Genomic DNA, 24465 nt, shown 5'->3' with positions numbered 1-24465 from the left:
CAGCAGATTCGCTGCACTTTTCAGGTTGCAAGGGAGACACGCGCCGTCGTTTCAACGTGCGGCGCGTGCCGGTTCACTTCAGTACTTCATGACCACGAGACGGGTCTGGGTGAATTCGAGCATGCCGTGCTTGCCGTCGTCGCCGCCGAGGCCCGAACGTTTCCAGCCGGCGTGAAAGCCCTGATACGGATCGGCGGGCGTACGGTTCACATAGAGTTCGCCAGCTTCGATGCCGTTGGCGATCTTCATCGCGCCGCGATAGTTCTCCGTATACAGCACCGACGAGAGACCGAATTGATGGTCGTTGGCCATCTCCAGCGCTTCGTCGAGCGTGCGGTATTTGACGACCGGCATGATCGGACCGAAGGTTTCTTCCTGGATGATCTCCATGTCCTGACGGCAATTCGACAGCAACGTGGCCGGATAGAAGAAGCCTTTGCCTTGCGGCAGCTTGCCGCCGGTTTCGAGCGTGGCGCCCGCCGCGACCGCGCGTTCCACCATCGCGTGAATCGACTGGCGCGACGCCTCGTTGACGAGCGGACCCATCAGCGACGGCTGCTCGCTGCGATCGCCGCTTTCCACCGCACTCATGTGCTTTTTCAGCAGCGCGACGAAGCGGTCATGCACGCTTTCCTGCACGTAGACGCGTTCGATTGCCGTGCACAGTTGACCGCAATGCGTAGTCTTCGAAGCGACCAGATCGCGTGCGGCTTTCTCCAGATCGGCATCGGCCTCGATGATCGCGGGCGTCTTGCCGCCCAGTTCGAGCGACGGCTTGGCGATGTTCGCCTTGCAATAGTCGAGCACTTTGCGGCCCGCGCCGACGCTGCCCGTCAGCGTGATCATGCCGACCTTGGGATGCGTGCAAAGCGCCTCGGCGGTGGCATGGTTCATCGCGAGAATGTTCACGACGCCCGCGGGCAAACCGGCCTTCTCCACCGCCTTGGCGATTTCGAATGCGGAAGTCGGCGTGTTGTTGCTCGGGCGCACCACCACCGTGTTGCCGGCGATCAGTGCCGGCGCCACTTTGCGCATGAACGTATAGACGGGGTAGTTGAACGGAATCAGACACGCGACCACGCCGATCGGCTCGCGATGCAACACGAGGTTTTCGTCGGGCGTATCGCTCGGAATCACTTCGCCTTCGATGCGGCGCGCCCATTCGGCGTGGTAGCGGGTGATCTGGCCGGCGTAGATCGCCTCGTTGGTGGCGTCGGCCACGCTCTTGCCCGACTCCAGCGCGAGCGCCGCGCCGATGGCGGGCGCGCATTCGGTCAGCGCATCGGCGAGCTTGTGCAGATAGACCGCGCGCTCGGCCGACGGCAGCTTGCGCCAGCCCTTTTGCGCGGCGGCGGCGGCGTCGACCGCGGCGATGGCTTCGGCCTCGGTGGCGCCCGTGACATGGGCGATCTCGGCCTCGGTGGCCGGGTTGTAGACGGCGATGAGCTCGCGGCTAGCGTTGTCAGACGCGGGTTCGATGAACCGGCCGTTAGCAAAATTCCGATCGAGTCGCATGGTCGTCTCCTGAAAAGCATGGTGCGAAAAACGCATTGCCCTCGGCTATGGCCTTCATGCCAAAGGTGCATGAACGGAATTTTTCTCCGGGTCACTGCCCGCCACAAGCGAATAATTCGCGGGACAAACATTCTAAAAAATCACGTTTATCCAGGGATGTGCCTCATTCGCGATTCGCATCTCGAATAGCAGAATCCGGGCTTTGCCAAAAAGCAGCGGGTGTCGAACGCCTTCGGGTTCGTCCGAAGAATTCGGTCCGCTCACTACCAAGGTCTGGAGCTCATGATGAAAAAGAACCGCATTGCTACCGCCGCATTCACCACACTCGCCTCGCTGGCGGCGTCGTCGGCCTTCGCTCAAAGCAGCGTCACGCTGTACGGCGTGCTCGACGAAGGCATCGACTACACCAACAACGCGGGGCACGGCGCGGTCTGGGAAATGGCGAGCGGCTATGCGCAAGGCAGCCGCTGGGGCATGAAGGGTTCGGAGGATCTGGGCGGCGGCCTGAAGGCGGTGTTTCAACTCGAAAACGGCTTCGACGTGAGTTCGGGGCGGCTCGGCCAGGGCGGCCGCATGTTCGGCCGCCAAGCCTATGTGGGACTTAGCGACGGCCGCTTCGGCACGGTCACGCTCGGGCGCCAGTACGATTCGGTGGTCGATTACCTCGCGCAGACCACGGCCAACGGCAACTGGGCCGGCTACCTGTTCGCGCATCCGTATGACAACGACAACACCGACAATTCGTTCCGACTCGGCAACAGCGTGAAATACGCGAGCCCGGAGATGGCGGGCTTCCAGTTCGGCGGCGCTTACGCCTTCAGTAACGACACCAACTTCGCGAACAACCGCGCGTACAGCTTCGGCGGGCAGTACGCGAACGGCGGCCTGCTGGTCGCGGCGGCCTATATGCAGGCGGACAATCCCGGCGTGGGCTCGACCGGCGCGATTACCGCGAACGACGCAAGCTTTATCGCGGGACGTATGCGGGTGTTCGGTGGCGGCATCAACTACACCTTCGGCTCGGCGACGGCCGGTTTTGCCTACACCAACTCGAACTACAAGAATCCGACGGGCAACGGCTATATCGGCATTCCGCTGGCCGCGCCGGGTGTCACGTTGAATACGCTGAAATACCAGAACTTCGAACTGAACGGCAAATACCAGTTCACGCCGGCGTTTTTCGTGGGCGCTCAGTACGTGTACACGATGGAAAACTACGATGCGTCGTCAGGCAGCGTGAAGCCGAAGATTCACTCGGTGGGTTTGATGGCGGATTACAACCTGTCGAAGCGTACCGACGTGTATGTGCAGGGTGAGTATCAGAAGGTGGCGGGCGATACGACTCACTCGATTCTCGACGACGCGTTCATTCCGGGTGTGCAGGCGCCATCGTCGACGGGCACCCAGGTCGCTGTTCGGGTTGCGCTGCGGCATAAGTTTTAAGCGGCGGAGGCTGGCGCGCGTGGATGGTTGTGCGGGCGCCAGTATGCTGAAGTGTTCAGATTTTTTCTTTGTTCACGCTACGTGTACATTCGTTTTTTTTGAACGACCGCATCAGCGTTCCTCGCTCCTCCACGGCCGCCTTCAACCTCGACAACGCGTGATCCCACTGCCGCGAGATCGCGTCGAGCGCGCGGCGCGCTTCGTCGAGATGGGTGGCTTCGAACGCCCACAAGCGCTCACGACCGACCTTGACATCGCGCACCAGACCCGCATTGGCGAGCACCTGCAAGTGCTGCGTGACGGACTGCCGCGTGATGTCCGTTCCCGCAGTGAGCTGCGCGATCGACATCGCGCTGCCCGCGCACAACACCGCGACCAGACGCAGACGTGTCTCATCGCCGAGCGCCGCGAAAATCGACGCGGAACTGCGCAGCGCCGACGCCTTCAGATTCGCTCCGCCAGACGCCTTCTTAACCCTTGGCGACATGCTGTTCGATGTTGGTCATCTGTTCTTCCCACCCGCCGCTATTCATACGGAACGCTTCTTCGCGGCGGCCGGCGGGAAGCTGATCGAAGCCCGACTCGACTACGCGCAACAAGGTGCCCGACTCGACCTCGGTCAGCTCGAAGACGACCAGGGTAGTCGGCTCCGGCGAGTAGTCCACCGTGACGTCGACCGCAGCCGGATGCCAGCGCCACGACAGGTGATGCTCCGGCTCGACGCGCTCGACATGCACGTCCATGACGAGATACTCGTAGCCCGGATAGGTAATATTGCCCTGCACGGACTGGCCGGCCACGAACTGTTTGCCGGTGAGATTCACGCCGAACCAGTTGCCGAATTCCTCGGCATTGGACAACGCGCGCCAGACGCGCGAGCGTGGCGCCTTCAGCAGAATCTGTTTTTCGATGCGATCGGTCGATGAGTTCATATGCAGCCTCCTGACTGCATATTAGAAGTAGCATTGTCAACATGCCAGTAATTGCCTGCATGTTCTCATCGTGGTTTGTCGTAGGATAGAGAGCCCGCCGCGCCCTTACTTCTCTTCCTGTTCGCGGCTCTTGAACAGGCGCGCGCTCGACAGAATAGCCAGCGCGATCGCGACGCTGAGAATCGCCGTGGCCTCGCGTCCGAGCCCCGCCGCCACGCCGACGCCCGCGCTCAGCCACAGGCTTGCCGCAGTCGTCAGACCGCGTACCTCGCGCTCGGCGCTGAGCTTGATGATGGCGCCCGCGCCGAGAAAGCCGACGCCGGACACGAGTCCCTGCAAGACCCGGCTCATGTTGTCCTGCGAGAAACCGGCCTGCAGCGGCACGACCACGAACAAGGCCGCGCCGACCGACACCATCATATGCGTGCGCATGCCGGCATCGCGCCGTGACATCTCACGCTCGAAACCGAGTATGCCGCCGAGTATCAACGCCAGCCCGAGGCGCATCAGGACCTGAGTGACGTCGGCCGCGCTGCCGAGATCGGAAAACTCTGCCCGGGCGGTTGCCCACACCGTGTGCCACCAGTTGTCCATTACATTTGCCCGACGTTCCGGAAAACGCCAAGCATACGGCAATAAGGCCGCACTACGTGGTTCATCCCGCCGACGTTTTCTTCACGAATGCGCTCACCACGTCCTCCAGTTCCTTCGTGATCGACGTCATCACACCGGCTACCACGGCGAACTCGCGACCGGTCACATGCGCGCGGCTCGCCACGATCTGACCGTTGAACGAGACGATGTGCGCTTCTTTCGCGATGGCCTTGATCCGCTCGATCAACAGCTGCTGCTCTTTCTTCTGCAAACGCGCTATGCGCCGGCTTTCCTGTTCATAGACAGCCGTGACGCCGTGCAGATGCGTCAGCAACGGATCGACGGAATCGACCAGAGCCTTGAGCGCATCGGCCGCGCGCGGCGAAGCGCGCCCGATCGCCTCCAACGCCGTCGAAGCCAGCGCGATAAAGTCCGCGATCTTGCTGGCCACATTCTCGCTGCCGTGAAATGCTTCGCGCAACGCCGGCGAGCATAGGCCGGGCAAACCGTCGCGGCCTTGAAGCAGCGCCGTATGACTGTCGGTAAATGTGTTCAGCGTGTCGCGCGCGATCGCCAGCGCGCCGTCGAACTGTTGAAGCGCCAGCATCGCTTTCAACACGATGCGCTGCGAAAGCATCCGCTGCCGCCCCGCCATATTGATCAACGAGCTCAACACCTCGCTGGAGACGTCCGCGTCGGACGGTGGTGCGTGAACCCGTTCTGTCGTGATGCTCATGTCGACTTCTTATGATTTTGATCGGCCCCGTCGCACGATCCGCGCCGCCACGTCAGCGTGGAAGCCGGATCGCGCGCGTTACTGCGTTACTCCATTACTCCGTTGCGTGCGCGTGCATCACACCGGTGTGCATCGACCACGCCATCCACGGACGGCGCAGCGCGACGATTGCGACGAACGCGCATGCAGCCAGCGCGCCGAACGTCGCAAAGCCCATCTGATAGCTGCCCGTGCTTTCCTTCGCGATACCCATCACGACAGGCAGATAGAATCCGCCGATGCCACCCGCGGCGCCGACGATGCCCGACATCAGCCCCGTGCGGCCCGCCCAGCGATGCGGCACCAGTTGGAAGGTCGCGCCGTTGCCAAGACCGAAGGCCACATACAGGCACAGCAGCAGCGTGATGCCACCGGCCATGGCCGGCATAACCGCGGCGAACACGAAGTCGCACAGCGAGATGATCGCGAGCAGCAAGGTCAGCGCGCGCACGCCGGACACCTTGTCGGCGATCAGGCCGCCGAGCGGGCGCACCATCGCGCCGGTCGCGGCGAGCAGCGCCATGAATAGGCCCGCGTCGATCTTCGAGAGCTGATAGAGGTTGGTCAGCAGCAGCGTGACATACGAGGACATGCCGACGAAACCGCCGAACGTAATGCTGTACACCAGCATGATCGCCCACGTGTCACGCTCGGCCAGCACCGCGCGATAACGCTTGGGCAGCACCGCGATCGCGAGCAAAGCGCCGATCACCGGCAACAGCAGCACACCCGTCTTGCCGGAGCCGAACATGCCGGCTTCGACCAGCAGCACCAGCACGATCAATCCGACCAGCGTCACCACGAAGCTGCCGAATGCGCGCAGCACGCTGCCCGTTTTCACGCCGGAATCGTTGGCCCAGAAATACAGCGTGATCGCGGCAATCGCGAGCAACGGCAGAGCGCCGCCAGCGGCCATCTGCCAGCCGTAGTGCGTCGCCAGTTGCGGGAACAGAAAGCCGTCGAGCACCGCGCCGATATTACCGGCCGCGGCGAGGCCCAACACGAGGCCCTGCACCTTCGGCGGATAGTTGCTGCCCGCCATCGGCAGCGCCACGGCGAAACTGGCGCCGCCGACGCCGAGGAATACGCCGAGCACCAGCAACACCGTGTACGACGGCACGGACGGCATCAACGGCAACACGATGGTCGGCACCGCCGACAACAGCACGCCCATCAGCGCAATGCGCTTGCCGTGCGCGGATTGATACAGGTTACCAAGCGTCACGCGCAGAATTGCGGCCGACAGCACCGGCACCGCGACCAGCAAACCCTGTTGCGCGGGCGTCATCGCGATGCTCTTGCTGATGAACGGTGCGAGCGGTCCATACAGGACCCAGACGGTAAAGCCCGTGTCGAAATAGAGGAAACACGCCACTAGCGCGCGCCAGTCCCCACTCTTTAGGGAGCTCATCACGTTTTTCATCAGATATCCTCACAAAACTGATTTTTCGACTATCCGGCAGATCGCGCTATGCATCACGCACCGGAATGATCACGATGTTGAAAACCGGCATAAACATGCAACCTCCATGCCATGCGGCTCCTTCTTTTGAAGCTGTATTGCGTACTCTTTGAAACCTTGAAATGGCGAGCGCACTCGTGGCGCTGAAAACCGCGTGACTATCAATAAACGTCGCGTGCGTAGCGCTTTTCCTGCGCGAGGCGGTTCACGTATTCGATGGATTTTTCATCGCTCATGCCGCCGTGGCGGCCCACCACTTCCTTGAGCGCCGCGTCGACATCTTTCGCCATCCGGTTGGCGTCGCCGCATACGTAGAAATGCGCACCGCCTTCGAGCCACGACCACAGTTGCGCACCCTGTTCGCGCATGCGGTCCTGCACGTAGACCTTGTCCGCCTGGTCGCGTGAGAACGCGACGTCGAGCCGGGTCAGCACACCGGTGTCGCGCATCGATTCGAGTTCGTCGCGATAGTAGAAATCCGAGGCGGCGTGCTGCTCGCCGAAGAAGAGCCAGTTGCGTCCCGTATCGCCGCGCGCACGCCGCTCGTGCAGAAAGCCGCGAAATGGTGCAATGCCGGTGCCGGGACCGACCATGATCATCGGCGTGTCCGAACCGTGAGGAGGACGAAAGTGTGCGGACTTCTGCACGAACACGGGCACGTTGACGTCGCCCGCGCGGTCGGCGAGAAACGTCGACGACACGCCTTTGCGATGACGGCGGCCATTGCTGTAGCGCACCGCGGCAACGGTCAGATGGACTTCGCCCGCATGCGCTTTCGGGCTCGATGCGATCGAATACAAGCGCGGCTGCAAACGCTTGAGCATGCCGGTCAATTCGGCGGCCGTGAGGCTCACCGGAAATTCGTGCAGCACGTCGGCAATCTGCTGGCCCCACAACCACTGCTTGAGGTCGGCCTTGCGCTCGGGCGACAGCAGATCGCGCAGTGCGCCGTTATTGCTGCGCGCGCCGACGAACGCGAGAAGATCGGGGCTCGGCCGCGCGATCTCGTAGTGCTTGCCGAGTGCATCGGCAAGACGCATTTCGCCCACGCCCGCCACGTTCACCGCAGCATCCGCGCTCGCGCCGCTCAGTGTGATCAATTCGTCGACGAGTTCCGGGCAGTTGCTCGGCCAGACGCCGAGCGCATCGCCTGCTTCGTATTCGAGTCCTGAGTCGCCGGTGCTCAGCGAAAAGTAGCGCGTGTCTTTTGCAGCGCCCTGCTTGTTCAGGCGTAGATTGCTGACGAGCCGCGACGCGGCCGGCCGCGTTTTGGTCGCCACCGTGCCCGGCACCACCGCGTTGATCATGCCGCCCGGCGGCACGGCATACAGCGCGGCATCCTCTTCCTTGATGCGCACGATGATGCGTTCGAGCCATGCGTCCGCGCTTTCCTGATACTCGCTATCGCAATCGACGCGCTCCATCAAGCGCAGCGCGCCTTGTCCGGCGAGCCGATCGTCGAGGCGGCGGCCGTGGCCGCAAAACTGGTCGTAGTTGCGATCGCCGAGCGCGAGCACCGCGAAGCGCACGCCGTCGAGTCGCGGCACGCCCTCGCCGCTCAATTGCGTCCACAAACTTTGTGCGTTGTCGGGTGGATCGCCGTCGCCGAAGGTACTCGTCATCAGCAGCACGTATTGAGCTTTGGCGAACGTCGCGGCCTGATAGTCCGCCATGCACGACGTGCGGATTTCGAAGCCCGACTCCATTAAACGGGTGGCGTAGCCTTCGGTCAGCGACTCGGTGTTGCCGGTTTGCGAGGCCCACAGCAGTGTGACTTTCGGCCGTGCGCGCACGATCCGCACGCCGGACGCGTGCGATGCCTCTGCGTACGGCGCGGCATGCGGCGTTGTCAACGCAGCAGCCGGAGCGGTCGCGCTGCGGCTATAAAGACCGGCTAACAAACCGTCGACGTAAAGACGGCTCGTCGTATCGAACGGCGCGCTACCCGGCAGAACCGGCGCGCGGTCGATACCTTGCGCTTCCGCCGAACGCAGCCCATTCACGAAGCCGGCCAGATAGACGCGCTCCTGATCGGTGAGTGAAGGCGCGGGTGTCGGCGGCAACTGCAACAGGCTGGTGAGTGCATCGATACGGGGCATATCCAGATCCTCGGCGCTTGCCGATACGGTGTTGGCTGGCGCCGCGCTCGCAGCGACTGCAACGGATGCAACGGATGCAACGGATGCATCAGCCAGCGATACATCGTCGCCATTCAGGAAAGGCTCGACGCGCTCGGCCGCCACCGGGCTCAGCGCGACCGCGCAGAACTTCAGTTCGGGCTGCTGCGAGACCGGGTCGATGGCGTCGCTCGTCACGGCATTGATGCACAGGTCGTCGCCGAATACGTCGTTCCAGTGCATCGGCGCGAAGCACTGGCCCGCGCTCACGCGCTCGGTCACGACCGCCGGCAGCACCGCGCAGCCACGGCGCGAACGAATCTCCACCGGGTCTTTTGCCTTGATGCCAAGCGTGGCGGCATCTTCGGGATGAATCTCGACGAATGGGCCGGGGTTCAGCTTGTTGAGCATCGCGACCTTGCCGGTCTTGGTCATCGTGTGCCATTGATGCTGCAGGCGACCCGTATTCAGCACGATCGGAAACTCACGATCCGGCAACTCAGCCGGCGCCGCGTAGGCGCGTGCAAAGAACATCGCCTTGCCGCTCCCCGTCGGAAACACGAGCCGCGGACGGCTGCCGTCGGGCCGTTCCTTGAGCGTTTGACTCACGCCGTCGTTGAGGTAGCGAACCGGATTGCGATCGGCTGAATCATCCGATGCAAGCGGCCATTGCAACGGCGTTTCCTTCAGGCGGCGATGGCTCGCGCCGCGCAGGTCGTAGCCGGTTTTCGGATTCGACGCACGGGTGATTTCCGCGAAGACTTCCTCGGCGCTCGTGTAGGTGAATGCATCGGCAAAACCCATTTCACACGCGACCCGCGCGATGATCTGCCAGTCCGGCAGCGCGGCGCCCGGCGGCTCGATGCCCTTCTGCATCAGCGTGAGATTGCGCTCGGAGTTGATCATCACGCCTTCGGCTTCGGCCCACAGCGCGCCGGGCAACAGCACGTCGGCGTAGCGGTTGGTCTCGGTATCGAGGAACGCGTCCTGCGCGATCACGAGTTGCGCCGCGCTCAATCCGTCGATCACGTTCTGACGATTCGCCACGCTCGCCACCGGATTCGTGCAGATGATCCAGCACGCCTTGATCTCGCCCGCCGCCATGCGCGCGAACATATCGATCGTGCCGTTGCCGAGCCTGGGCTTGAGCGTGCCCTTCGGAATGCGCCACAGGTCTTCGATAAACGCGCGGTCTTCTTCGACCAGCACCGAACGCTGGCCCGGCAGGCCAGGTCCCATGTAACCCATCTCGCGGCCGCCCATCGCATTGGGCTGGCCCGTCAGCGAAAACGGGCCGCTGCCACGCCGGCAAATCCTGCCCGTCGCCAGATGCAGGTTGCAGATCGCGTTGGTGTGCCACGTGCCGTGCGTGCTTTGATTCAGGCCCATGGTCCAGCAACTGATCCACTCTTTGGCGGTGCCGATCATCTGCGCGGCCTGGCGGATATCCTCGACAGCGAGGCCGGTGATTTGCGCGACGTTTTCCGGCGTGTAGTCGGCGAGAAACGCGGGCATCGCGTCCCAGCCTTCGGTGGTGTCGGCGATGAATGCGGCGTCCGTCTGGCCGCTTTCGTGCAACAGATGCAGCAGGCCGTTGAGCAACGCGAGATCGGTGCCCGGCTTGATCTGCATGAAGAGATCGGCCTTCTCCGCGGTGGTGTTGCGGCGCGGATCGACGACGATCAGTTTGGCGCCGGCCTTCACACGATCCATCATGCGCAGGAACAGAATCGGGTGACAGTCGGCCATATTCGCGCCGATCACGAAGAACAGGTCGGCGTGATCGATGTCCTCGTACGATCCCGGCGGACCGTCCGCGCCGAGCGACAGTTTGTAGCCGCTGCCCGCGCTCGCCATGCACAGGCGCGAATTGGATTCGATGTTGTTGGTGCCGACGAAGCCCTTGGCGAGCTTGTTGACGAGGTACTGCGCCTCGATCGACATCTGCCCGGAGACGTAGAACGACAGCGCGTCCGGTCCATGTTCATCGAGCAGGCCGCGCAAACGCGCCGCCGTCGTGCTGATCGCCTGCGCCATCGGTAGCGGCGCCGGGTCCTGACCGCGCACGTGACGCACGAACGCGCCTTCGAGACGTCCCGACTTGCGCAACGCCACGTGCGCCGACTGACCCTTCGTGCACAACCGTCCGAAGTTGGCCGGATGCTCCTTGTCGCCGGAGATTTTCACGACCTGGCCGTCCTCGACGTGCAAAACCATACCGCAGCCAACGCCGCAGTAAGGGCACACGGTTTTTACGCTAGTAGAGGACATGGTGGGCAACGTCGTTCGAAAGGGTTTCAGACAATCAGCGGCTTAAACCGCGACCCACACCTGGCCGTTTTCCACGCGCGCGGCGAACGCGCCGACGGAATGGGCCGGTGTTTCGAGGCACTCGCCGGTGCGCAGATCGAAGTGATGCTTGTAGATCGGCGAGGCGACCACGATGCGTTCGCCGAGGCTGCCGATCAGTCCGCGCGAGAGCACCGCCGCCTGCGAGCCCGGATCGAAGTTTTCGATCGCGTACACGATGCTGTCCGCGTCGCCCTTGTTCACGTGAAAAACCGCAACCTGTTCGCCATTGACGAGCGCGCAAACACCCGTGTTGGGCACGATGTCGTCGAGCGGGCAAACCGGCGTCCAGGAGCGTGGCAGGCGATCGTTGTTCATGGCGGAAGTCCTCGGTGAATGGTGCGGTTCAATCAAACGGTTTCAACGACAACGGGAATCGCCGCGAGCTTCGAGCGCCGCTCGGCGGGCGTGGCCGGCCGGATCTGGCCGCGCTCCTCGACGAAGGCGACGTTGCTGTCCGACTCGCCGCTGTTGACGAAATGGCGGAAGCGCTTGCGCGTTTCGGGATCGGTGACGGCCTTCTTCCATTCGCATTCGTAGGTGTCGACCACGTGCTGCATCTCCGATTCGAGTTCGTCGACCACGCCCAGGTGATCGTTGACGACCACGTCGATCAGATAGTCGAGCCCGCCTTCGAGGTTCTCGCGCCACACGCTGGTGCGTTGCAGACGGTCGGCGGTGCGCACGTAGAACATCAGGAAACGGTCGATGTAGCGCACCAGCGTTTCCTTATTGAGGTCCGACGCGAGCAGTTCGGCATGGCGCGGTTTCATGCCGCCGTTGCCGCACACATAGAGATTCCAGCCCTTCTCGGTCGCGATGATGCCGACGTCCTTGCCTTGCGCTTCCGCGCATTCGCGGGTGCAGCCCGACACGCCGAACTTGATCTTGTGTGGCGTGCGCAGGCCCTTGTAGCGGTTCTCGATCTCCACCGCGAGACCCACCGAATCGCCGACGCCGTAGCGGCACCACGTCGAGCCGACACACGACTTCACGGTGCGCAGCGACTTGCCGTACGCGTGGCCGGATTCGAAACCGGCAGCGATCAGTTCTTCCCAGATGAGCGGCAATTGCTCGACGCGCGCGCCGAACAGATCGACGCGTTGACCGCCGGTGATCTTCGTATAGAGGCCGTATTTCTTCGCTACCTGGCCGACCGCGATCAAACCGTCCGGCGTGACTTCGCCGCCGGCCATGCGCGGTACGACCGAATAGGTGCCGTCGCGCTGAATGTTGGCGAGGTAGTAGTCGTTGGTGTCCTGCAGCGAGGCGTGCTCCTTCTTCAGCACGAACTCGTTCCAGCACGACGCGAGCACACTTGCCACCACCGGCTTGCAGATATCGCAGCCGAGGCCGTGACCGTGCTTCGCGAGCAGTTCGCCGAAGCTGCGCACGCCTTCCACACGCACGATGTGATACAGCTCCTGGCGCGAATACGCGAAGTGCTCGCAGACGTGGTTGTTGACGGCGAGCCCCTGCTTCTTCATCTCGGCCTTCATCACCTGGGTGACGAGCGGCACGCAACCGCCGCACGACGTGCCGGCGGTCGTCGCGCATTTCAAAGCGCCTATGTCGGTCGCACCTGCACAAACGGCGGCGCACAGCTCGCCCTTCGAGACGTTGTTGCACGAGCAGATCTGGGCACTGGCAGGCAAGGCCTCGACGCCGAGCGCGGGCTTCGCCTTGCCGTCCGCTTGCGGCAGGATCAGGAATTCAGGCGACGCCGGCAATTCGATGCGGTTCAACATCATTTGCAGCAGCGTGCCGTATTCGCCGGCGTCGCCGACCATCACGCCGCCGAGCAGATATTTGCCGCACTCCGACACCACCAGCTTCTTGTAGACCTGCTTGCGCTCGTCGCTGAACTGGTAGGCGCGGCTGCCCGGCGTGTTGCCGTGCGCGTCGCCGATGCTCGCCACGTCCACGCCCATCAGCTTGAGCTTGGTGCTCATGTCGGCGCCGGCGAATTCCGCCGTGTCGCCGAGCAGTTGTTTCGCCACCGCGCGGGCCATGTCGTAGCCCGGCGCCACGAGGCCGAACAACTGGCCGTTCCACAACGCGCATTCGCCGATCGCATAGATGTCCGGATCGCTCGTGCGGCACGCGTTGTCGATCACGATGCCGCCGCGCGGGCCGAGCGTCAGGCCGCTTGCGCGCGCCAGGTCGTCACGCGGACGAATGCCCGCGGAGAACACGATCATGTCGGTGTCGAGATGGCTGCCGTCGGCGAATTGCATGCGGTGCGTGCCCTGCTCGCCGTCGACGATCGCCGTGGTGTTCTTCTGCGTGTGCACCGTCACACCCAGTTCTTCGATCTTGCTGCGCAGCACGCGGCCGCCGCCGTCGTCCACCTGCACGGCCATCAGACGCGGCGCGAATTCGACCACGTGCGTTTGCAGACCCATGTCGCGCAGCGCCTTCGCGCATTCGAGTCCGAGCAGTCCGCCGCCGACCACCGTGCCCGTCTTCGAGCGCGCGCCGCATTCGCGCATTGCTTCGAGGTCGTCGATGGTTCGGTACACGAAACAATCGGTGCGCTCACGGCCCTGCAGGGGCGGCACGAACGGATAGGAGCCGGTGGCGAAGACCAGCTTGTCATAAGGCAGCGTTTCGCCCGTCGATACCGTCACGGTGCGCGCATCGCGATCGATCGCCACGGCCTTCGCGTTCAGCAAGAGCCGCACATTCTGGCGTTCGAAGAAGCCCGGTTCGACCAGCGACAGATCGTCCGCCGTCTTGCCCGCGAAAAACTCGGACAGGTGCACGCGGTCGTAGGCCGGCCGCGATTCTTCGCACAACACTGTGATATCGAGGCCGTGCGCGGCGTCCTGGGCGAGGCACTCGACCAGTTTGTGACCGACCATCCCGTGACCGATAACGATGATTTTCATGACCGCGGTTTCCTCAATGTGCTGGTTGCGAGCGACGCCGTATGGCATGTGGCGAAAACGATTCTGGAAATAAAAACGGCGTCCCGCGAACCCAGTCGATGACTGAATTCGGGGGACGCCATTGTCCTGACCTGTCCTGCGGCGAGCACTTGGTGTTGCACTCGCGCCGGATCCACGTTGATCCGATGGTAAGGCTCAATGCAAAGCCTGTGCCAGTTGCACGAAATGGCCGTGACGAGGCCGTGGTACGGGGCTTTGCGGTGAATGGCACGCCTGTGCGGCAAAGTGGGCGCGCGACGCGTTTTGATGCAGCGGGGCACATGGATGGTGCGACGCAGCACCCTGCGCGTGCGAGGTGCGGGCCCGCGAACGGTGCGGAGCGCGAGCGTCGTCGGCGTTATTGACGAGGCGTGGCAAGGCGTGCAGCGCGCTTGGTCGATGGATGGCGTAGTCCTTGCATAAGCCGTGGCGAGTGCGTAGCGGCAACGCAGCCGACACGACACGCGGCACATACCCATGCCGACGAAACACAACGCTGTGTTTCGCCGCGCCTGAAGCGAAACGGCAGCACACCAGGCAGTAAACGGACAACGGCGTCCCCTCGTGACCATCACGAGCGGACGCCGTTTTTTATTGGGCACGGGCGCGACAGCGATCGCCGGCCGACACAGAAGCGAAGGACACCGTGATAGATACCGCGATGAACACGACCACCGGCAAGGTCACCTTATTGAGCGCCGGCCCCGGCGATCTCGATCTGCTCACGCTGAAGGCCGCCAAAGCGCTGGCCGCCGCCGATGTCGTGCTGCTCGACGACCTCGCGAATCCCGAGATCGTGACACTGGCGCCGCAAGCGCGCGTGATTCGCGTCGGCAAACGCGGCGGCTGCCGGTCGACGCCGCAAGCGTTTATCGAACGGCTGATGCGGCGCTATGCGCTCAAGGGCTTGCACGTGGTGCGGGTGAAAGGCGGCGAAGCGCTGTTGTTTGGACGCGCCGGCGAAGAACTCGCGGTCTTGCGCGGCGCCGGCATTCCGGTGGAGATCGTCAACGGCATCTCGTCGGGGTTCGCGGCCGCCGCGGGGCTCGGCATTTCGCTCACGCATCGCCGCCATTGCCATGGCGTGAGTTTCGTCACCGCGCATACGGAAGATCACGGCGAGCCGGACTGGGCCGCGTTGGCCGCGACGCGCACCACGTTGGCGATCTATATGGGGATGCGGCGCATCGACAGTATCGCGGCCGCGCTGCTCGCGAGTTTGCCGGCCGATACGCCCGCAGCCGTCGTGCAATGGGCCGGTGGCAGCAACGAACGGCGTCTCGTGAGCCGCCTTGATCGGCTCGCCGTGGATGCGACGAACGCCGGCTTCGGCAGCCCGGCGGTGATTCTGGTGGGCAGCGCGATCGGCGAGAGCGCCGAGCGCGTGTGGGCGGGAGATAACGCATGGCGCGACGAAGCGGCCACGATGCAAACCGACGTGCCGAACGCGCGCGAGGCAATCGCACAGGCCGCGTGAGCGGTCCGCGCGGTTCTCAACCGCTTAGTCCGCCCACGATGCTCAAACGCCCGTAGGCAGCCTTACGACGAAGCACGTGCCCTCTTCCGCGGACGATCTGACTTCCAGCGTGCCGCCATGCGCGCTCACGATCTGCTTGCAGATATAGAGGCCGAGCCCGAGGCCGCCGCCTGGCTTGCTGGTCGCCGGCCGCCAGTAAGGTTCGAAGACCTTGCTCAAGCTCTCCGTGGCAATCGCGTTGCCGCCGTTCAGGACACTCAGCATAAGCTCGCCGTTTTCGATGCAGGCCCGCACCCGCACCGGAAACTCAGCCGCGCCATGCGTGACCGCGTTGCCGAGCAGGTTCGAGAGCAACTGCTGCACACGGGTGCGGTCGCAGCGCACCCGTGCGGGGATGGCGATATCGTCGGCGAGCAGCCGGTCCGGATTGGCCTCGCGCACTTCGGCGACGACTACCCGGAGCGCTATCGCCAGATCGTCGACGTCGTCGATCGACACGCCGATACCCGAGCCGAGCCGGCCGCGCGCGAAATCCATCACGTCGTCGATCAGGCGGGCCATGCGGAAGGTGGTGGACTTCAGACGCTGACCGATCTTCACGAGGTCGGGCTCGTTTTTGCGCAGCGACAGCAGTTCGGCCGTCGCGCTCACCGCCGACAAGGGATTGCGCAGGTCGTGTCCCAGCACGGCGATGAACTGCTCGCGCAGGCTGGAGTTTTCCCGCTCGTGGCGCAGCGCGGCCTCGGTGGCCTGGTGGCGGCCTTCGTTGGCGAGCTGGATCGCGATCAGTTCGGCAAAGACCTCGAACATGCGCAAGGTGCGCGGATTGGAAACCTCGGCCGGATTCGGGTCGATCGCGCAGAGATTACCGAAATAGCTGCCATCGGGAAGAATGATCGGTACGGAAATATAACTGCCCAGCTTGTAGATTTGCGCGGTGTGATGGCCGCGATAAACCGGATCCGTGTGGAAATTGTCAATGACGATCGAGGCTCGCGCGGCGCGCGACTCGAAACACAGCGTGGTGTGCAGGTCCAGATCGCCGCCGGCCGCCAGACCGAAGTTCACTTCGTCCTGCACCGCGCACGCCGTCCAGCGCTGCTCCGTGACGCGGGCCACGGCGGCAAAGCCCATGCCGGTGTTCTTGCAGATCATGCGCAGGATGGACGGCACGGCGTCGATACGCTGGACCGCCTCGATAGCGCGCGCGATCTCAGCGTCTGCGTCGTTGCCGATCGGTAAATTATTCATAAGAAGCGGAGCCGCGCACCCTTGCCGATCTGGCCTTGAAAAACACTTTGTCGAGCATTGATTCTAGCGGGACTTCAAATTGCTCACTATCAGGAGCATCAAGGACCACAACCCGAGGGAAGTCCGATGGCTCATCACTCCGCCGTACGCCTTCTGATCGCCGACGACGACGCGAATCTGCTGGCCGCCTACGTGCTCTATTTCAGCGCGCACGGCTTCGAGATCCGGACCGCGCGCAACGGCCTCGACGCGTTTGCCCAATACTGCGACTGGCATCCGCAGGCCGCGCTGCTGGACGTCGAAATGCCGCGTCTGGACGGGCGCGCGGTGGCGCGGCGAATCCGCTACGTGGGCGATATTCCGGCGCCCACGCTGGTCGCGGTCACCGGGCTCGAACGCGCCGAGGAAATGAGCGAATCGCTGCGCTCGGGCTTCGACCATCATTTCGTCAAGCCAGTGCCGATGCCGGTGATTCTCGCGGCGTTGACCGCGCGTGTCCGGCATTAACCCTCAATCGCCGAAGCCCAATTCCGCTTCCACTGCCTGCCCCACGCGCAGCCACGTCCCGGCGCCACTCGCGACGAGCGCATTGTTGCCGAACGTGATCGCCCCATTTCGCTGCGGATTCGCGCGATAGACGCTCATGGTATCGGTCGGCTCGTTCGGCCAGTCCGGATCGGGCGTGCCTTTTGCCTGATCGATGGTCGGCATCGGACAGCGCGTGCACAGCTTGACCAGTTGCAGTTGCACGCCCCCGCCCGTTTCTCCATCGACGCTCAGCGTCTCCACATAGTCCTCCTCATACGCGTCGAGCCCGGTCAGCACCACGTTGGGACGGAACCGGTCGATCGGAATCGACGGCGCGCCCTTGCCGTTCAGGCGCGTGTTCAGATCGTCGAGCGACGCCTGGCCGATCACCAGCAGCGGAAAACCATCGGCGAAATGGGTGGTCGCGCCGCCCACGCTCTCCGTGTAGTCCGGATCGACAATGCGCTCGCGTTCGGGATTGAAGCGCAGGAGGCGCGCGGGCACGCCGAGAAACGTCGAGAACCACGCAGCGCATGCGTCGCCGGTATCGAGCCCGTAGGCCGCGTCGCGCCAGACTTTGGTCTGCACGGCGGGCGGCGCCTCGAGCCGCGCGCTCGCCAGCGGCGTGCGCAACTCGCTCATGCCGGGCGCGCGGATCACGAGATCCTCGACACCGATTTCGACCTTGATCAGCGCCATACGCGGATACGCGCGCTGCGTGAGCATGGCGCCGGCCGGATCGGTGACCATCCAGCAGCGGTCGTATTCCAGGCCGGTGGCGAGCAGCCGCGCCTCGTGCAGCGCAATGCCCGCGCAGGATTTGATCGGATAGACGAATAGCTCGCTGATGGTCGGCATGGCGTGGGGTGTGCACGCGGGGAGCGTGCGAATTCTTGTGTTTGATGCCTGATTGTAAAGCCCGCCACGCTCTTCGTTCCAGCCGGAATGTCGGCCAAACGAACCGCTGAAGACCGGACCGCGCGATGCCGCCGTTTCTTCCGGCGGCGCTTGGACGTAAAATCCCCAAGCAAAGCGCTTGGGCAAGGACAAGGCCGGCGCCGCGGCATCCGCGCACAATGCGGATGCTGGAAGGCTGCGTGCAACCCGCGCTGTCACCGAACATCAACGCGGCCGCCGCACGCGTGCACGGCGTAATACCCGTGCGTGGCGGCCAGCCATCGAGGCCGAAGCCATCGTGCAAAGCGCGAGTGGCGACGTGGTCGAGTCGATCCTTACCCTAAACGAACCAGGAAATTCATTATGCTGAGCAAACCCGTGTTGACCGTCGCCGAAACGACCCGCATCCTCGAAGCCGCCCGCGCGGAAGCCGACAAGCATCAGTGGGCCGTCGCCATCGTGGTAGTCGACGATGGCGGCCATCAACTCGGCATGCTGCGTCTGGACGGCAGCGCGCCGGCCAGTTCGTACATCGCGACCGAAAAGGCCCGCACTTCGGCGATCGGCCGCCGTGAAACCAAGGTATACGAAGACATGATCAACAACGGCCGCACCGCCTTCCTGAGCGCGCCGCTGCAAGGCACGCTGGAAGGCGGCGTGCCGGTGATCGTCGACGGCCAGGTGATCGGCGCGGTCGGCGTGTCGGGCGTCAAGTCGGAGCAGGACGTGCAGATCGCCAAGGCAGGTATCCAGGCCATCGCCGCTTGAGTTTGCGAGCCGTTCCGTTCGCAAGCCGACCAGAACGGCGGCCATGAAGTAAAGAAGCTAACCGTTGCACAACGCGGGCCGATGCCCCCTCATCGGCCCCATTCAGATAGATGGAGCAGTCGATGACTCAGATGAACACGCGCGGCGGACTGCAAGTCGCCGCCAACCTCGACCAGTTCGTCGAAACCGAAGCCCTGCCCGGCACCGGAATCGACAGCGCCGCATTCTGGTCAGGTTTCGACGCCCTCGTGCACGAGCTGGCGCCCAAAAACCGTGCGTTGCTCGCCGAGCGTGACCGCCTGCAAACCGAACTGGACAGCTGGCATCGCGCCAATCCGGGTCCGGTGCGCGATCTGCGAGCGTACCGTGCGTTTCTCGAAGGCATCGGCTATATCGTGCCCGTGCCCGCTGGCGTCATGGCCACGACCGACAACGTGGACACCGAAATCGCCGAACAGGCCGGCCCGCAACTCGTGGTGCCGCTGTCGAATCAGCGCTATGCGCTGAACGCGGCGAACGCGCGCTGGGGCAGCCTGTACGACGCGCTGTACGGCACCGACGCGATCCCCGAGAGCGGCGGCGCCGAAAAGCAGAAGGCCTTCAATCCGGTGCGTGGCGCCGCGGTGATCGCCTATGCCCGCAAGTTCCTCGACCAGGCCGCGCCGCTTGCGAACGGCTCGCACGCCGACGCCACACGCTATAGCGTCGAAGCAGGCAAGCTGGTCGTCACGCTGAAGAACGGCACGAGCGAGCTGAAGACGCCGGCGCAATTCATCGGCTATCAGGGCGAAGAAAGCGCGCCGTCCGCGCTGCTGCTCAAGCACAACGGCCTGCACTTCGAAATCCAGATCGACGCGAGCGATTCGATCGGCAGGACCGATTCGGCGCATGTGAAGGACGTATTGGTCGAAGCGGCGGTGAGCACGATCATCGACTGTGAAGACTCGGTCGCGGCCGTGGATGCGGACGACAAGGTTCTGCTCTACCGCAACTGGCTCGGCCTGATGACCGGCGACCTGACCGAAGAGGTCACGAAGAACGGCAAGACCTTCACGCGCCGGCTGAACGCCGACCGCGTGTACACCGCCGCGAACGGCACGGCGCCGGTGGTGCTGCATGGCCGCTCGCTGCTGTTCATCCGCAACGTCGGTCATTTGATGACCAATCCCGCGGTGCTGACGAAAGACGGCCACGAGATTCCCGAAGGCATTCTCGACGCCGTCATTACCACGCTGTGCGCGTTGCACGACCGCAAGCACCAGTTGAATTCGCGCACCGGGTCGATCTATATCGTCAAGCCGAAGATGCACGGCCCGGCCGAAGTCGCCTTCGCCAGCGAGCTGTTCGCGCGCGGGGAAGACCTGCTGAAGCTGCCGCGCAACACGATCAAGATGGGCATCATGGACGAGGAGCGCCGCACCAGCGTGAACCTGCTCGCCTGTATCGCCGAAGCGTCGGAGCGTGTCGCGTTCATCAATACGGGTTTCCTCGACCGCACCGGCGACGAAATGCACTCGGCCATGGAAGCCGGCCCGATGATGCGCAAGGGCGACATGAAGTCGAGCGCCTGGATTGCCGCTTACGAGCGCAGTAACGTGCTGGTCGGTTTGAGCGCGGGCCTGCGCGGCCGCTCGCAGATCGGCAAGGGCATGTGGGCGATGCCCGATCTGATGCACGCCATGCTCGAACAGAAGATCGCGCATCCGAAGGCCGGGGCGAACACCGCATGGGTGCCCTCGCCGACCGCCGCCACGCTGCACGCGTTGCATTACCACCAGGTCGACGTGCAAGCAGTTCAGCGGGAACTGGAACGCACGGATTATGCGAAGGTGCGTGACGAACTGCTCGACGGGCTGCTGACGATTCCGGTCGTCGCCGAGGCGAAGTGGAGCGACGACGAGATCCGCAGCGAGATCGACAACAACGCGCAGGGCATTCTCGGCTACGTGGTGCGCTGGATCGATCAGGGCGTGGGTTGCTCGAAGGTGCCGGACATTCATGACGTCGGGCTGATGGAAGATCGTGCCACGCTGCGTATTTCGAGCCAGCACATTGCCAACTGGCTGTATCACGGCGTGGTGAAGCGTGAGCTCGTCGAAGAGACGTTCAAGCGCATGGCGAAGGTGGTCGACGAGCAGAACGCGGGCGACCCGCTCTACAAGCCGATGGCGCCGGGCTTCGACACGATCGCTTTCAAGGCCGCGCAGGCGCTGGTGTTCGAAGGACGTCAGCAGCCGAGCGGGTATACGGAACCGTTGCTGCATAAGTTCCGGCTGGAGGTGAAGAAGGAAGGTTGAGGGCGGGTTTGCCGGGCCGCGTGTGATGCGTGGGCCGGTTGAAAGAAAGACGGGCGCCGCGTGGTTTGCGGCGCCCGTTTTAATGTGCGCGATGCTGCTGCGCGTTACCTCTGCGTGATGAGTGTTGCGGCGGCTATCGTCCTCGCGCTTTTGAAGTTCGCGTCGCAGCCGCCAAAGCTCGCCCCAGCGGCTGACGTTGTGCTTAAGCCGCTTCCGCCGCAAACTGCTCCGGCACCCCATCCTGCATATTGTTCTGCATATAAGCCTGCAAATACGCTTCAAAATCCGCCTTCACCTCCGGATGACGCAGCGCGAATTCCACCGTCGCCTTCAGATAACCGAGCTTGCTGCCGCAATCGAAACGCGTGCCGAAATAACGATACGCGAGCACCTGCTCTTCCGTCAGCAGCGATTGCACCGCGTCGGTCAATTGCAGTTCGCCGCCCGCGCCCGGCTTCAACGCGCGGATATGCTTGAAGATGGTCGGCATCAGCACATAGCGGCCCACCACGCCGAGATTCGACGGTGCCTTGTCCGGCGCCGGCTTCTCGACGATGCCCGACAGCTTGATCACGTTGTCTTCCCACTCGCGGCCATCCACCACGCCGTACGACCGGCTGTCTTCGCGCGCGATGGTTTCGACGCCAATCACCGAGCTGTGATAGTGATTAAAGGTGTCGACGAGCTGGCTCATCACCGGCTTCGAGCTGTGCAGCAGGTCGTCGGCCAGAATCACGGCGAACGGGCTCTCGCCCACCAGTTTCTCGGCGCATAGCACCGCGTGGCCGAGGCCGAGCGCTTCGGCCTGACGCACATAGAAACAGTCGACGTTGGCCGGCTTGATGCTGCGCACCAGATCGAGCAGCTTCTGTTTGTTACGCGCCTCGAGTTCGGCTTCGATCTCGTAGGACTTGTCGAAGTGATCTTCGATGGCGCGCTTGCTGCGCCCCGTCACGAAGATCATCTCGGTGATGCCGGCGGCAATCGCTTCTTCCACCGCGTATTGAATCAGCGGCTTGTCGACGATCGGCAGCATTTCCTTAGGACTTGCCTTGGTAGCCGGCAGGAATCGTGTCCCGAGGCCCGCTACGGGAAACACGGCTTTGGTGACTTTCAGCATGGTAGGCATTCCCACATCGGTTAGAAATTGGTGTGTTCGCGGGCCTGGCGGCCAATCGATGTCGCCGGAAAGACTAGCAAAAAATGACGCCAGTACGCATGTGAAATTTCCTCAATTCGAATAAATAAATCCATTCTCTTTCGATATGCCGCATCGCGATAAGCGGCGGGCAACAATTACGCACGGAATCGATTTATTTTCCGGCAATTCCGAAAATTTTACATATCCTGACAACTGGCCTCAGACGCGCCAGGCGCGCCGGCGGATGGACCGCGGGCGCGCCTCGTGTTTCTTCGAGCCCGCGTTATTCGTTTTCGTCGAGCTGCGGCAGCTTGCCGGGGTTCATGCGAAAACGGCGAATGGGCTCATTGCGCAGCGCCTCCCGATAGGCGGAGGCGGCGACAAGGATCAGTAGCACGGCAATGCCGGCGAGTAAATGCAGGTTCATGACTTCACCTCGGGTCAAGAGAATCCGTGGCTTAAATTAGCACGACAAAAGCGGTAAATAATTCGCGGCTGCATCTGCTTATGCTCAATTACAATTAGTCACAAAATCGCCGCTTAATTCAATTCATTACGCAATTTTTTATCGATTTTTTACCTGCGTCGTGCACTAGCATGTCATGCACCGCGGGCGCGTACGGCGCCCGCGCGAATCCGCCGAATCTGCTTTTCCCTTCGTCAAAATAAGGACCGCGCATGAGCGACTCAGCACTGGATGCCGCCGGCTCATCCCTGCCCCTCTCCCCGCCTCGCACAGCCGCCGCGCCGCGCGCCCAGAGCGAAGCGCGCGCCGACAGCGCCGGCAAGGAGCATGTCATCGACGCCATGCGGGGCTTCGCCGCGCTGCTGGTGGCGTATTTTCATTGCCGCCAGGTGGAATGGGTGGGCATGCAGGCATTTCACCAAAGCGTGGGCCATGTATTCAGTCTGAATGCGATCGCCGCGTATCTGACGTTCCCGATTGCATGGGGCTCCGCTGGCGTGCCGATTTTCTTCGTGATCAGCGGTTATTGCATTCACCGCGGCGGCGCGCTGCGGCTCGCCGGCAATCCCGCTTACCGGCTCGATACGGGCAATTTCTGGGTGCGCCGCTTTGCGCGCATTTACCCCGTGCTGCTCGCAGCGCTGGTGCTGACCTTCGCGCTCGACTGGTTCAGCCTGCAACTGCCGCCCGTCAATCACAAGATCCGCGAGATCGGCCTGCAGGCTTTCCTCGTCAATCTGTTTTCGCTGCAAGGCGTGGCCGGCAAGACATTCGGATCGAACGGCGCGCTCTGGACGCTCTCGCTCGAAGTGCAGTTCTACGCGATCTATCCGCTGCTGTTCGCACTGCGCCGGCGCATCGGCATGACCTCCGTGCTGGCGATCGTCGCGCTGGTCAACGTGGTATCCGCCTATGTGCTCGAGCGCCACGACATCCAGTTCTTCACGTCGTACTGGTTTTCGTGGACGCTCGGCGCGTGGATCGCCGACGCCCGTGCGCATCGCGCGCCGCAGGCCCGCTCGTCGATGTGGCTCTACGCGCTCGCCGCGGGGTTCGTCGCGCTCGGCTGCGCCGCGTTTCATTTCGGCCAGTACGGCGCGTTCCAGCTCTGGGCGGTCGGCTTCGCGTTCTACCTGTACAAGGCGTTGGAGCGCGGCAACGCGGATCGCGGCCCCGCCTTCGGCACGCGTCTGCTGTCGCGCTTCGGCGACTTCAGCTTCTCGCTCTATCTGATCCATTTGCCGATCTTCGTGCTGCTGTCGTCGCTGTTGTTCCACTCGTCGCTGCAGATGTCGATCTGGCCGTCGTTCGGCTACATGCTGGTGGCCGTGCCGGTCGCTTACGTGTTCTACCGGCTGGTCGAACTGCCTGCCATGAAGTGGTCGGCCAGTTTCAAGCCGAAAGCGGTTTTGAAAAAGGCTTGAACCAACGCAGCAAAACCACGCGATAAAAAAACGGAGCGAATGTCGTGAGACTTTCGCTCCGCTGCGCCAACGACAGGAACCGGCCGAGTCCCTGCCTAC

The 24465-nt window shown here is 63.2% G+C and carries 18 protein-coding genes and 1 pseudogene; 6 read left to right on the top strand and 13 right to left on the bottom strand.

Annotated features, from left to right (window positions below; genetic code table 11):
• Nucleotides 1-78: 78 nt before the first annotated feature.
• Nucleotides 79-1515 (bottom strand): aldehyde dehydrogenase, encoded by a 1437-nt coding sequence (gene aldA / locus HF916_RS37760; RefSeq protein ID WP_168793843.1) that lies wholly within the window; start codon nucleotides 1513-1515, stop codon nucleotides 79-81.
• Nucleotides 1516-1800: 285 nt separating this feature from the next.
• Between aldA and HF916_RS37755 the strand changes: the two genes are divergently transcribed.
• Nucleotides 1801-2958 (top strand): porin, encoded by a 1158-nt coding sequence (locus HF916_RS37755; protein WP_168793842.1) that lies wholly within the window; start codon nucleotides 1801-1803, stop codon nucleotides 2956-2958.
• A gap of 127 nt (nucleotides 2959-3085) precedes the next feature.
• On the opposite strand, the pseudogene HF916_RS37750 reads toward HF916_RS37755, so the two are convergent.
• From HF916_RS37750 to nirB, 8 genes and pseudogenes are all read right to left on the bottom strand, one after another.
• Nucleotides 3086-3445 (bottom strand): annotated as a pseudogene (locus tag HF916_RS37750) (ArsR/SmtB family transcription factor); the annotation flags it as partial.
• Complete coding sequence (locus tag HF916_RS37745) at nucleotides 3429-3890, bottom strand: SRPBCC family protein (protein ID WP_168793840.1); 462 nt, start codon at nucleotides 3888-3890, stop codon at nucleotides 3429-3431. The pseudogene HF916_RS37750 and the gene HF916_RS37745, both read right to left, overlap by 17 nt.
• A gap of 105 nt (nucleotides 3891-3995) precedes the next feature.
• Nucleotides 3996-4484: an MgtC/SapB family protein gene (locus tag HF916_RS37740; protein ID WP_168793839.1), complete on the bottom strand. Its 489-nt coding sequence runs from the start codon at nucleotides 4482-4484 to the stop codon at nucleotides 3996-3998.
• Nucleotides 4485-4545: 61 nt separating this feature from the next.
• Entirely contained in the window at nucleotides 4546-5220 is a 675-nt protein-coding gene (locus HF916_RS37735; protein WP_168793838.1) for a type IV pili methyl-accepting chemotaxis transducer N-terminal domain-containing protein, read from the bottom strand.
• A 94-nt stretch (nucleotides 5221-5314) separates the two neighbouring features.
• Nucleotides 5315-6682: an MFS transporter gene (locus HF916_RS37730; RefSeq protein ID WP_168793837.1), complete on the bottom strand. Its 1368-nt coding sequence runs from the start codon at nucleotides 6680-6682 to the stop codon at nucleotides 5315-5317.
• 200 nt (nucleotides 6683-6882) lie between these two features.
• Complete coding sequence (locus HF916_RS37725) at nucleotides 6883-11109, bottom strand: bifunctional nitrate reductase/sulfite reductase flavoprotein subunit alpha (protein ID WP_168793836.1); 4227 nt, start codon at nucleotides 11107-11109, stop codon at nucleotides 6883-6885.
• 42 nt (nucleotides 11110-11151) lie between these two features.
• Nucleotides 11152-11505 carry a nitrite reductase small subunit NirD gene (gene nirD, locus HF916_RS37720; protein ID WP_168793835.1) on the bottom strand — a complete coding sequence of 118 codons (354 nt, stop codon included), beginning with the start codon at nucleotides 11503-11505 and terminating at the stop codon, nucleotides 11152-11154.
• Between the two features lie 32 nt (nucleotides 11506-11537).
• Nucleotides 11538-14078: a nitrite reductase large subunit NirB gene (nirB, locus tag HF916_RS37715; protein WP_168793834.1), complete on the bottom strand. Its 2541-nt coding sequence runs from the start codon at nucleotides 14076-14078 to the stop codon at nucleotides 11538-11540.
• A gap of 700 nt (nucleotides 14079-14778) precedes the next feature.
• Here nirB and cobA point away from each other — a divergent pair.
• A complete protein-coding gene (gene cobA / locus HF916_RS37710) occupies nucleotides 14779-15594 on the top strand; it encodes a uroporphyrinogen-III C-methyltransferase (RefSeq protein ID WP_168793833.1) in 816 nt (271 codons plus the stop codon).
• 42 nt (nucleotides 15595-15636) lie between these two features.
• On the opposite strand, the gene HF916_RS37705 is transcribed toward cobA, so the two are convergent.
• Nucleotides 15637-16845, bottom strand: a complete 1209-nt coding sequence (locus HF916_RS37705; protein WP_168793832.1) for a GAF domain-containing sensor histidine kinase — start codon at nucleotides 16843-16845, stop codon at nucleotides 15637-15639.
• A 126-nt stretch (nucleotides 16846-16971) separates the two neighbouring features.
• Between HF916_RS37705 and HF916_RS37700 the strand changes: the two genes are divergently transcribed.
• Nucleotides 16972-17352 carry a response regulator transcription factor gene (locus tag HF916_RS37700; protein WP_168793831.1) on the top strand — a complete coding sequence of 127 codons (381 nt, stop codon included), beginning with the start codon at nucleotides 16972-16974 and terminating at the stop codon, nucleotides 17350-17352.
• A gap of 3 nt (nucleotides 17353-17355) precedes the next feature.
• Here the strand turns inward: HF916_RS37700 and HF916_RS37695 are convergent, their stop codons facing one another.
• Nucleotides 17356-18231 carry an MOSC domain-containing protein gene (locus HF916_RS37695; protein WP_168793830.1) on the bottom strand — a complete coding sequence of 292 codons (876 nt, stop codon included), beginning with the start codon at nucleotides 18229-18231 and terminating at the stop codon, nucleotides 17356-17358.
• A 402-nt stretch (nucleotides 18232-18633) separates the two neighbouring features.
• Here HF916_RS37695 and HF916_RS37685 point away from each other — a divergent pair, with 402 nt between their 5' ends.
• Both HF916_RS37685 and HF916_RS37680 read left to right on the top strand, forming a co-directional pair.
• Nucleotides 18634-19038 carry a GlcG/HbpS family heme-binding protein gene (locus HF916_RS37685; RefSeq protein ID WP_168793829.1) on the top strand — a complete coding sequence of 135 codons (405 nt, stop codon included), beginning with the start codon at nucleotides 18634-18636 and terminating at the stop codon, nucleotides 19036-19038.
• 122 nt (nucleotides 19039-19160) lie between these two features.
• Nucleotides 19161-21335 (top strand): malate synthase G, encoded by a 2175-nt coding sequence (locus HF916_RS37680; protein ID WP_168793828.1) that lies wholly within the window; start codon nucleotides 19161-19163, stop codon nucleotides 21333-21335.
• Between the two features lie 202 nt (nucleotides 21336-21537).
• Here HF916_RS37680 and galU read toward each other — a convergent pair whose 3' ends face one another.
• Nucleotides 21538-22455: a UTP--glucose-1-phosphate uridylyltransferase GalU gene (gene galU / locus HF916_RS37675; RefSeq protein WP_168793827.1), complete on the bottom strand. Its 918-nt coding sequence runs from the start codon at nucleotides 22453-22455 to the stop codon at nucleotides 21538-21540.
• A gap of 304 nt (nucleotides 22456-22759) precedes the next feature.
• On the bottom strand, nucleotides 22760-22903 hold the full coding sequence (locus HF916_RS37670) for a hypothetical protein (protein WP_165923841.1): 144 nt from the start codon (nucleotides 22901-22903) through the stop codon (nucleotides 22760-22762).
• A 251-nt stretch (nucleotides 22904-23154) separates the two neighbouring features.
• Between HF916_RS37670 and HF916_RS37665 the strand changes: the two genes are divergently transcribed.
• Nucleotides 23155-24366: an acyltransferase family protein gene (locus HF916_RS37665; protein WP_168793826.1), complete on the top strand. Its 1212-nt coding sequence runs from the start codon at nucleotides 23155-23157 to the stop codon at nucleotides 24364-24366.
• Nucleotides 24367-24465: the final 99 nt, after the last annotated feature.

It is taken from the genome of Paraburkholderia aromaticivorans (assembly GCF_012689525.1).
In the GTDB taxonomy this organism is placed as follows: Bacteria; Pseudomonadota; Gammaproteobacteria; order Burkholderiales; family Burkholderiaceae; genus Paraburkholderia; species Paraburkholderia aromaticivorans_A.
This window is presented reverse-complemented; position numbering and strand designations above follow the sequence as displayed.

What these genes read in the sequence shown, in the direction of transcription:
- aldA (WP_168793843.1), bottom strand. Translation starts at nt 1,515, where the DNA reads ATGCGACTCGATCGGAATTTTGCTAACGGCCGGTTCATCGAACCCGCG.
- HF916_RS37755 (WP_168793842.1), top strand. Translation starts at nt 1,801, where the DNA reads ATGAAAAAGAACCGCATTGCTACCGCCGCATTCACCACACTCGCCTCG.
- HF916_RS37745 (WP_168793840.1), bottom strand. Translation starts at nt 3,890, where the DNA reads ATGAACTCATCGACCGATCGCATCGAAAAACAGATTCTGCTGAAGGCG.
- HF916_RS37740 (WP_168793839.1), bottom strand. Translation starts at nt 4,484, where the DNA reads ATGGACAACTGGTGGCACACGGTGTGGGCAACCGCCCGGGCAGAGTTT.
- HF916_RS37735 (WP_168793838.1), bottom strand. Translation starts at nt 5,220, where the DNA reads ATGAGCATCACGACAGAACGGGTTCACGCACCACCGTCCGACGCGGAC.
- HF916_RS37730 (WP_168793837.1), bottom strand. Translation starts at nt 6,682, where the DNA reads ATGAAAAACGTGATGAGCTCCCTAAAGAGTGGGGACTGGCGCGCGCTA.
- HF916_RS37725 (WP_168793836.1), bottom strand. Translation starts at nt 11,109, where the DNA reads ATGTCCTCTACTAGCGTAAAAACCGTGTGCCCTTACTGCGGCGTTGGC.
- nirD (WP_168793835.1), bottom strand. Translation starts at nt 11,505, where the DNA reads ATGAACAACGATCGCCTGCCACGCTCCTGGACGCCGGTTTGCCCGCTC.
- nirB (WP_168793834.1), bottom strand. Translation starts at nt 14,078, where the DNA reads ATGAAAATCATCGTTATCGGTCACGGGATGGTCGGTCACAAACTGGTC.
- cobA (WP_168793833.1), top strand. Translation starts at nt 14,779, where the DNA reads ATGAACACGACCACCGGCAAGGTCACCTTATTGAGCGCCGGCCCCGGC.
- HF916_RS37705 (WP_168793832.1), bottom strand. Translation starts at nt 16,845, where the DNA reads ATGAATAATTTACCGATCGGCAACGACGCAGACGCTGAGATCGCGCGC.
- HF916_RS37700 (WP_168793831.1), top strand. Translation starts at nt 16,972, where the DNA reads ATGGCTCATCACTCCGCCGTACGCCTTCTGATCGCCGACGACGACGCG.
- HF916_RS37695 (WP_168793830.1), bottom strand. Translation starts at nt 18,231, where the DNA reads ATGCCGACCATCAGCGAGCTATTCGTCTATCCGATCAAATCCTGCGCG.
- HF916_RS37685 (WP_168793829.1), top strand. Translation starts at nt 18,634, where the DNA reads ATGCTGAGCAAACCCGTGTTGACCGTCGCCGAAACGACCCGCATCCTC.
- HF916_RS37680 (WP_168793828.1), top strand. Translation starts at nt 19,161, where the DNA reads ATGACTCAGATGAACACGCGCGGCGGACTGCAAGTCGCCGCCAACCTC.
- galU (WP_168793827.1), bottom strand. Translation starts at nt 22,455, where the DNA reads ATGCTGAAAGTCACCAAAGCCGTGTTTCCCGTAGCGGGCCTCGGGACA.
- HF916_RS37670 (WP_165923841.1), bottom strand. Translation starts at nt 22,903, where the DNA reads ATGAACCTGCATTTACTCGCCGGCATTGCCGTGCTACTGATCCTTGTC.
- HF916_RS37665 (WP_168793826.1), top strand. Translation starts at nt 23,155, where the DNA reads ATGAGCGACTCAGCACTGGATGCCGCCGGCTCATCCCTGCCCCTCTCC.